This window comes from Citricoccus alkalitolerans, from assembly GCF_039528175.1.
In the GTDB taxonomy this organism is placed as follows: domain Bacteria; phylum Actinomycetota; class Actinomycetes; order Actinomycetales; family Micrococcaceae; genus Citricoccus; species Citricoccus alkalitolerans.
In genome coordinates, this window is the sequence record NZ_BAAALH010000001.1 from 985,068 (window position 1) to 993,408 (window position 8,341).

Annotated in this window: 7 protein-coding genes; all 7 read left to right on the top strand. The window is 73.1% G+C overall.

Features of this window, described 5'->3' with window-relative positions; genetic code table 11:
- Positions 1-818, top strand: an 818-nt coding sequence (locus ABD134_RS04410) for a D-glycero-alpha-D-manno-heptose-1,7-bisphosphate 7-phosphatase (protein WP_344227038.1), incomplete at its 5' end; no start/stop codon positions are given.
- Entirely contained in the window at positions 815-1,927 is a 1,113-nt protein-coding gene (locus ABD134_RS04415) for a glycosyltransferase family 9 protein (RefSeq protein WP_344227040.1), read from the top strand. The genes ABD134_RS04410 and ABD134_RS04415, both read left to right, overlap by 4 nt.
- A complete protein-coding gene (locus tag ABD134_RS04420; RefSeq protein WP_344227041.1) occupies positions 1,924-2,883 on the top strand; it encodes a glycosyltransferase in 960 nt (319 codons plus the stop codon). Before ABD134_RS04415 ends, ABD134_RS04420 begins: the two co-directional genes overlap by 4 nt.
- Positions 2,880-4,739, top strand: a complete 1,860-nt coding sequence (locus ABD134_RS04425) for a glycosyltransferase (protein ID WP_344227042.1) — start codon at positions 2,880-2,882, stop codon at positions 4,737-4,739. The genes ABD134_RS04420 and ABD134_RS04425 overlap by 4 nt, the downstream gene beginning before the upstream one ends.
- Positions 4,736-6,199 carry a PfkB family carbohydrate kinase gene (locus ABD134_RS04430; protein ID WP_344227043.1) on the top strand — a complete coding sequence of 488 codons (1,464 nt, stop codon included), beginning with the start codon at positions 4,736-4,738 and terminating at the stop codon, positions 6,197-6,199. The genes ABD134_RS04425 and ABD134_RS04430 overlap by 4 nt, the downstream gene beginning before the upstream one ends.
- The gene (locus ABD134_RS04435) at positions 6,189-7,301 is read left to right on the top strand and encodes a glycosyltransferase family 9 protein (RefSeq protein ID WP_344227045.1); all 1,113 of its coding nucleotides are present in this window, start codon (positions 6,189-6,191) and stop codon (positions 7,299-7,301) included. The genes ABD134_RS04430 and ABD134_RS04435 overlap by 11 nt, the downstream gene beginning before the upstream one ends.
- Positions 7,298-8,317: a UDP-glucuronic acid decarboxylase family protein gene (locus tag ABD134_RS04440; RefSeq protein ID WP_344227047.1), complete on the top strand. Its 1,020-nt coding sequence runs from the start codon at positions 7,298-7,300 to the stop codon at positions 8,315-8,317. The genes ABD134_RS04435 and ABD134_RS04440 overlap by 4 nt, the downstream gene beginning before the upstream one ends.
- Positions 8,318-8,341: the final 24 nt, after the last annotated feature.

The window sequence follows — 8,341 nt, forward strand, 5'->3', positions numbered from 1 at the left end:
CCGGCGCGCGCGGTGCCGGTGGGCTGGCCGGGGCCGGCGCCCTGGCCTGGGCGACCCTGTACGGGCGCTTCCTCGGCAGGAGACTAGCTCCCGGTCCGCGCCCGGGCGATCCGGAGTTCAGGGCGGAACTGCGCCGGATGGCCCTGAGCAGCGCGACCATCCCGCCGAGCGCGCTCTGGCACCGCGGCCGCGGCTGGATGCAGCATCGGGCCACCGGTCCGTGGCCAGTCCGCCCCCGGGCCGTGCTCTTCGACCGGGACGGCACCCTCGTCCACGATGTGCCCTACAACGGAGACCCGGACCAGGTCACCCCCGTCGACGGTGCCCGGGAGCTCCTGGCCCGCGTCCGCGCGGCCGGGTTGGGCACCGCCGTCGTCACCAACCAGTCCGGGGTGGCCCGCGGCCTGGTCTCCTGGGCCCAGGTGGATGCCGTCAATGATCGGGTCGACCAGATGCTCGGCCCCTTCGACTCCTGGCAGGTCTGTCCCCACGGACCGGCGGAGAACTGCCCCTGCCGCAAGCCGCGGCCCGGTATGGTCCTCGCTGCCGCCACGGCCCTGGGCGTACGCCCCGAGGAATGCGTGCTCATCGGGGACATCGGTGCGGACATCGAGGCCGCCCAGGCGGCCGGTGCCCGGTCGGTGTTGGTGCCCACCCATGTGACCCGTGTCGAGGAGGTCGCCGATGCCCCGGTCACCGCGCCGGACCTGGCCACCGCCGTGGAGCTCGTGCTCGACTGGGCCTCCGGTCGGCAGCAGGCCCCCGCTCCCCACGTGACCCTGGCCCCGACCCGGGCCGGTGAGCAGCCCACCACATGACGCGCATCCTCGCGGTACGACTCGATTCCGACGGCGACGTCCTGCTGACCGGGCCGGCGATCCGGGCCCTGTCCGCCATAGGCACGGTGGACCTGCTGGCGTCCCCGTCCGGAGCCGCCGCAGCGCGGTTGTTGCCGGGCGTCCACACGGTCCTGGAGTTCGACGCGCCGTGGTCGGGCTTCCGTCCGCCGGCGGTCGACACGGCGGCCACGCTGGAGCTGGTCGAACGGCTGCGCGCCACAGGGTACGACCGGGCGGTGATCTTCACCTCCTTCCACCAGAGTCCCCTGCCGATGGCCCTGCTGGCGCGGATGGCCGGCATCGGACATATCGTCGGCACCAGCGCGGACTACCCCGGGTCGCTCCTGGACGTGCGGTTGAAGCGGCCGGACCCGCCGGGTGGCGGCCACGAGGTCGAGGCCGCCCTCGAGGTCGCCGTGGCCGCCGGTGCCCCGCGGCCGGAGCACCCGCGCCTGGGAGTGCGCCACCCCCTGCCGCCGCTGCCGGAGCAACTGCCCGCCGCCGTGCGCTCGGGCGGCTACGTGGTCCTGCACCCGGGCGCGTCCGTGTCGGCACGCGGACTGCGGGCCGCCCACGCCGCGACCATCCCGGCGGCCCTGGCCGCGGCCGGCCACGCCGTCGTCGTCACCGGGGGGCCCGGTGAACGCGCACTGGTGGCCGAGACGGTCGACCTGACGCGCGGACATGGTCCGGACGCCACCGTGCTGGATCTGGCCGGGGCCACGGACCTGTCCGGCCTGGCCTCCGTCCTCGAGGCCGCGGACTGCACGGTGGTCGGCAACACCGGCCCGGCCCACCTCTCGGCAGCCGTCGGCACACCGGTCGTCTCCCTGTTCTCGCCGGTGGTCCCGGCCGGGCGGTGGCGGCCGTACGGAGTCCCGGTCCGGCTGCTCGGCGACCAGGGTGCCCCGTGCCGGGACAGTCGGGCCCGCGACTGTCCCGTCCCCGGACACCCCTGCTTGAGCGGAGTCACCGGCGCGGACGTGGTCGCCGCCGTGGCAGAGGTCACCCAGCCCACCGAAGAACCGGTCCGGGCCGCCCACGCGGCCGGCAGCGGACTGCCGCACGCAACCCGAGGAGACCGATGAGAATCCTGATCTGGCACGTGCACGGCTCCTGGATGACCGCGTTCGTCCAGGGTGCTCACGAGTATCTGGTGCCGGTCGACGCCGACCGGGGGCCGGACGGCCGCGGCCGGGCCCAGACGTGGGACTGGCCCGCCTCGGTGCGGGAACTGACCGCCGAGCAGCTCACCGGTGAGCGACCGGACCTCGTGGTGCTGCAGCGTGCGCACGAGGCGGAACTGCTGCGGGAATGGACGGGCCTGCGGGCCGGGATTGATGTGCCGGCCGTGTACCTGGAGCACAACGCCCCGACCGGGACCGCCATGGGCTCCGGTCACGCCTATGCCGACCAGGACGCCGTCCCAATCGTGCACGTCACCCATTTCAACCGGTTGATGTGGGATACCGGCACGGCACGCACTGAGGTGGTCGAGCACGGCGTCCCCGATCCCGGCCACCTGTACACGGGAGAACAGGCCTCCCTGGCCGTCGTGGTGAACGAACCGGTGCGGCGCACCCGAGTGGCGGGTACGGACCTGGTGCTGCACCTGTCCAAAGATCTGCCCGTGGAGGTCTACGGCATGGGCATGGACCACCTGGCCGAGGTGGCTCCCTGGCTCAGCGGCGGCCTGCACGAGAACTACCGGCAGTCCGAGCTGCACCGGGCCCTGGCCGCACACCGCGGATACTTCCACCCGTACCGGTGGACCAGCCTGGGCCTGGCCCTGCTCGAGGCCATGATGCTCGGCATGCCCGTGCTGGCCCTGTCCACCACCGAGGCACCGCGTGCCGTGCCGCCCTCCGCGGGCCTGCTCAGCAACGACCTCGGCGAGCTGGCGCACCGGGGCCGACAGTGGATTCAGGACCCGGAGCTCGCGGCCCGGGCCGGGGCCGCGGCCCGCGCCCACGCGCTCGAGCGCTACGGACTCGCCCGGTTCCTGACCGATTGGGACGCGCTGATCGGGCGGGTGGTCGCATGAGCACCCACCCGATGGACATCGCCCTGGTCTCCGAGCACGCCTCTCCGCTGGCGGCCCTCGGCGGTGTGGACGCCGGTGGGCAGAACGTCTTCGTGGCCTCGCTGGCCACCCGGCTGGGCCGGCGCGGCCACCGCGTCCGGGTCTACACCCGCCTCGACGACGCGTCCCTGCCCGAGCAGGTGGAGGCCGCGCCGGGCGTGACCGTCGTGCACGTCCCCGCCGGTCCGGCCGAGTTGCTGCCCAAGGACGAGCTCGCGCCGTACATGGACCAGTTCGCCCGCTGGATGTCCGAACAGTGGCGCCGGGACGGGGTGCCGGACCTCGTCCACGCACATTTCTGGATGTCCGGGATGGCCGCGACCGCGGCCGCGGAGGCTGCCCGCATCCCGGCGGTTCAGACCTTCCACGCCCTGGGGTCGGTCAAGCGCCGGCATCAGGGTGTGGCGGACACCAGCCCGGCCTGCCGGCTCGGCACCGAGGCCGGCCTCGTGGAGCAGAACGAGTTGGTTCTGGCCACCTGTCGCGACGAGGTGGACGAGCTCATGGGCCTCGGCGCCGATCCGGACCGAGTCCGCATCGTGCCCTGCGGCGTGGATGCCGAAGCCTTCACTCCGCCCGCGCAGACCGGCCCGCGGCGCGCAGCCGATGACCCGGTGCATCTCGTGGCGCTGGGCCGGATGGTCGAACGCAAGGGCGTGGATGTCGTCGTGCGCGCCCTCGCCCAGGTGCCCCGAGCGTGCCTGACCGTGGCCGGCGGACCGGACCTCGCCGTGCTCGGCGAGGATCCGGAGGCCCGCCGCCTGTTGGCGTTGGCCGAAGAGTACGGGGTCGCGGACCGGCTCACGCTGACCGGCCGGGTCAGCCGCGACGAGGCCGCCCGGCTGTTGGCCTCGGCCGACATCGTGACCTGTACCCCGTGGTACGAGCCCTTCGGCATCGTGCCGCTGGAGGCCATGGCCTGTGGCCGTCCCGTGGTCGGCTCGGCCGTGGGGGGCTTGCTGGACAGTGTCGACGACGGCACCACCGGCCTGCTCGTCCCGCCCCGGGACGTGGACGCCACGGCAACGGCCATCCGTCGACTCACCGAGGACCCGGAGCTGGCCGCCTGCATGGGCCGGGCCGGACGGGAGCGGGTGCAACGGCTCTTCAGCTGGGAGCGGGTGGCCGAGCTCACCGAGGACGCCTACCGACAGGCGCTGACGGGATACGGGCAGACACACCCGAGCCGGCCCGAGACCACCCGTCGGCTGCTGGCCGAGCACCGCGGTGAGCTGGACCGGACACTGGCGGAGCTCGAGGACGACGCCGACGTGCTGGACCGGTGGGGACGCCGACTGTCCGAGTTGCTGGCCGGTGGCGGACGCGTGCTGGCAGCCGGCAACGGCGGCAGCGCGGCCGAGGCGCAGCATTTCACGGCAGAGCTGGTCGGCCGCTTCCAGGGTGATCGGCGGCCCCTGGCGGCGGTGTGCCTCTCGGCCGAGACCTCGTCCCTCACGGCGATCGTCAACGACTACGGCGCCGACGAGGTGTTCGCCCGCCAGGTCCAGGCCCACGGGCGGGCGGGCGATGTGCTCGTGCTGCTCTCCACGAGCGGCACCAGTCCCAACGTGCTCGAGGCGGCACGCCGTGCCCGGCAGATCGGGATGCGCATCTGGGCGCTGACCGGTCCGGGACCCAACCCGCTGGCCGACCTCGCGGACGAGGCCGTCTGCGTGCCGGGCCGGTCGACTTCGGTGGTTCAGGAGGTCCACCTGGTCCTGTTGCACGCACTGTGTGCTGTGATGGACGAAGGATTCAACCGTTGCCAACCGGGCTCGGAGACCGTTCCGGGCGTCGAGAGGAAGGACACGCCATGAGTGCGCGGATCGTCGTGGTGGGGGATGTGTTGCTGGACCGTGACATCACGGGCAGCTCCGAGCGGCTGAGCCCGGACGCCCCGGTCCCCGTCGTAGACGTCCAGCACGTCCACGCCAGTCCGGGCGGTGCAGGCCTGGCCGCGCTGCTGTGCGCCGGGCGGGCCGGCGGCCTGCCAGGCCCTCCGCCCACCGTGGTCCTGGTGGCCCCGCTGGCCGAGGACGAAGCCGCGGAGGAATTGCGCGCGGAACTAGCCGGCATCAACATCCACGCCCTGGGACATGACGGCGGAACCCGGACCAAGACCCGGGTCCGTAGTGCCGGTCAGACCCTCGTTCGCATCGACGACGGCGGGCCGGGCACGCCGCTGGACGTCGACACCGGTGCTCTCGCCGCCGTGCTGGGCGAGGCCGACGTCATCCTGGTCTCCGACTACGGTGGCGGCATCACGCGGGACGAGTCCGTACGGCGAGCCCTCACCGAGGCGGCCGCCCGCGTGCCCATGGTCTGGGACCCGCATCCCCGCGGCGGTGATCCGGTGCCGGATTGCACCGTGGTGACCCCCAACCTGGCGGAGGCCCGCGCGGCGTTGGCCCGGCTGGACACGGGGCGGGCCGAGCCGCGCGAGACCGCCGCCGCGGTCCCGGACGACAGTCTGGCGGAGGCGCTGCGCGTGGGCTGGGGCGCGCGTTCTGTGGCGGTGACCGCCGGTGCGTGCGGGGCGTTCCTCGCCACCTCCGGCACCGCCGAGCTCCTGCCGACCGTGCCGGTGGACTCCTCCGACCCCTGTGGCGCCGGGGACCGGTTCGCGGCCGCCGTCGCAGTCCAGCTGGCCGCCGCCGGATCGGTGCTCCGCTCGGTCGAGGCCGCCATCGCGGCCGCCGCCCAATGGGTGGAGGCGGGCGGTGCCGCCGCCTTCCGGGACGGACGCATCGGTCCGGACGGTCCCGCGGCCGTCCGGCGCTCCCCGCACCGGCCGGTCGCCCAGGACCCGCAGGAGGCGGCCATCCATGCCGTGGCAGCGACCCGGGCCCGCGGCGGCACGGTGGTCGCCACCGGAGGATGCTTCGACGTGCTGCACCCCGGCCACCTCGAGACGCTGCGCCGAGCCCGTGACCTGGGTGACGTGCTGGTGATCCTGCTCAATTCCGATGACTCGGTCAGCCGCCTCAAGGGTCCGAGCCGGCCGGTGGTGGGCGAGCGGGACCGAGCCGCCCTGCTCATGGGGCTGCGCGATGTCGACGGCGTGCTCGTTTTCGACGAGGACAATCCGTGCGCCGCCCTGGACCGGCTGCGCCCGGACATCTGGGTCAAGGGCGGGGACTACACCCCGGACCTGCTGCCCGAGGCCCCTCTGGTCCGCAGCTGGGGCGGACGCGTGGAAGTGCTGGCCTACGTGACCGGCCACTCCACCACCGGCATCGTGGAACGCATCACCGCGGGGAACGTGGATGCCCACTGAGGCCTCCGAGCCCTATACGGCCGCCTGGCTCGCCGCCGGGCGCGGCGAGGTGCCGGGCCATCCGCCAGGTGGCGCGTCGGGTGCAAAACGGGCGGGATCGGATGGTGCCAGCCCGGTGGCACTGCGCCCGGACGATGTCCTCGTGCTCCGCGCCCTGGGCCTGGGCGATGCGTTAACAGGCGTCGCGGCCCTCCGCGGGGTGCGGCGGCGGTATCCGGACCGCCGACTCGTGCTGGCCGGCCCGGCTGCAACCGGCCGGTTGCTCCGGGACCTCGGCATCGTGGACGAAGTCCTCCCAGTCCCCGGACTCGTCCCGCTGCCGCCGTGCCCGCCCGGATCAGTCGCCGTGAACCTGCACGGCCGGGGCCCCGCCAGTCACCGCCTCCTGCAGCAGGCACGACCTGAGCGGCTGATCGCCTTCGCCGCCCCGGAGGCCGGGCACGCCGGGCCGGAATGGCGGGCGGACGAACACGAGGTGGACCGCTGGTGCCGAGTGGTGCGCGAGGCCGGGGGCGAGTGCTTCCGCGCGGACCTATCGCTGAGGACTCGGGCCGCTGCCGAGGACGAGCGCCGGGCACGGGCCGCACCCGGGCCGGTTCTGGTACACCCGGGAGCAGCGTCGGCCTCTCGGCACTGGCCCGTGGGGCGTTGGCGCCAGGTGGCCGCCGCACTGGCCGCGGAGGGTTACCGGGTTCTCGTCACCGGATCGGCGGCCGAGTCCGGTCTGGGCCACGCCGTGGCCACAGGACTGGCCGGCGTCGAGGACCACACGGGTGGCCATGGGTTGAGCGAGCTCTCCGCGCTGGTGCGTGATTCCGCTCTCGTGCTGAGCGCGGACACCGGAATCGCCCACCTGGCGACGGGGTGGTGCGTTCCCTCCGTGGTGCTGTTTGGCCCGGTGCCCCCGGCACGGTGGGGACCGGCAATCGACCCCGACCTGCATACCGTCCTCTGGCACGGCGACCCTGACGCCGGCGCGTGGGGCGACCCCCACGGCAATACCCTCGACGCGCTGCTGGAGAAGGTGTCTGTCAACGAGGTGCTGGAGGCCGCGCGCATCCACCTCCACACCAACCCCGTCCAACGAGAGGATCCATCGTGAACCCTGAGAACCGCCAGACCGATACTGGAGGCGGACCGCGGCGCCCGATCCGCCGAGCCGTCGTGACCGGAGGCGCGGGCTTCCTTGGCAGCCACCTGTGCACCGAGTTGCGGCGGCGAGAGGTCGAGGTGATCTGCCTGGACAACTTCCTCACCGGCAAAGCCGTTAACATTGAGCACCTGATCGGCGATCCTGGTTTCCGGCTCGTCCAGTGCGACGTCACGGACTACATCCATGTCCCCGGAGAGGTGGACCTCGTGCTGCACTTCGCCTCGCCGGCCTCCCCGATCGACTACCTGAAGCTGCCCATCCACACCCTCAAGGTCGGGTCGGTCGGCACCCTGCACGCTCTGGGCCTGGCCAAGGACAAGGGGGCCCGCTTCATCCTCGCTTCCACCTCGGAGGTCTACGGGGACCCCCAGGTGCATCCCCAGTCCGAGGACTACTGGGGACACGTCAATCCGGTGGGGCCGCGCGGGGTGTATGACGAGGCCAAGCGCTTCGCCGAGGCCATGACGGTGGCCTACCGCGGGCAACACGCAGTGGACACGGGCATCGTCCGCATCTTCAACACCTTCGGTCCGCGGATGCGCCCGTACGACGGCCGGGCGATTCCCACCTTCATCCGGCAGGCGTTGGCGGGCGAGCCGTTGACCGTCACGGGCGACGGCGCCCAGACGCGCTCGGTCTGCTACGTCTCCGATCTGGTGCGCGGGATTCTGGCCCTGGCATGGAGCGACCATTCCGGTCCGATGAACGTCGGCAACCCCCACGAGCTCTCCGTGCTGCAGATTGCCCGGGACGTCGTGGCCGCCACCGGATCCGACTCGTCGATCGAGTTCATCGACCGCCCGGTGGACGATCCCCTGGTCCGCCGTCCCGACACGGCCTTGGCCACTCGGGAACTGGGCTGGGCTCCGGAGGTGCCGTGGACCGAGGGACTCGCGCGCACCGTGGAGTGGTTCCGCACGGCCGTCGACGAGGACAACCTCCAGACGGCCACCCGTCACAGCTGACCGTGGGCTGAAAGGTGTCGTCGC